This window comes from Gluconobacter sp. P1D12_c (assembly GCF_018812105.1).
Lineage (GTDB): Bacteria > Pseudomonadota > Alphaproteobacteria > Acetobacterales > Acetobacteraceae > Gluconobacter > Gluconobacter oxydans_A.
The window spans coordinates 1-541 of the sequence record NZ_JACSIQ010000262.1; the positions used below are offsets into that span (position 1 = coordinate 1).

1 protein-coding gene is annotated in these 541 nt (G+C 49.7%); it reads right to left on the minus strand.

Annotation, left to right across the window (positions count from 1 at the left end):
- On the minus strand, positions 1–282 hold a 282-nt coding region (locus tag KP705_RS16650; protein ID WP_215765056.1), incomplete at its 3' end, for a hypothetical protein.
- Positions 283–541: the final 259 nt, after the last annotated feature.

The following is a 541-nucleotide window of genomic DNA, read 5'->3' on the forward strand; positions in this document are numbered from 1 at the left end:
TGGAACGTATTCTAAACCACCAGCAGGAAGCCTGAAGCGTCGCCTGTCTTCCTGTTCCGAACGACACGCAAAACGCAGATTCTCATCAGCAGAATAATCCCGAGCTATAAGCCCAAGGTGCTTGCAGTCAGCAGATATCAGCCAGCAGATATCATCAACAGACCACCCCAGATGGAACACATGCCCAAGCCATGAACGAGGATAATACCCCCCATCATATGACTGAGCTTTGATGACCCTTTGGGCCTCTAATTTCGTATATGAACGACCTACGGATTCCATCCGAGACCACCAGTCTTGGCGGTCTTGTGTTGAACCATCGCCATCAGTTGTGTTATAATACTGATGTGGGTCGGGTTGTGACGTTCCTGCGTCATGAGCCTTCTCCTAACCTATCGGGCTTCTTCGATGTAATCCGCCAAGATATCCATCGATTTAACCTCGACTCACATTCTACCATAAAAATCAGATTATCAAGAACCATCCCACACAGATGGCCTACGGCCACACTACGTGGCTCCCGCTCTGCGCTCGCTCTGTG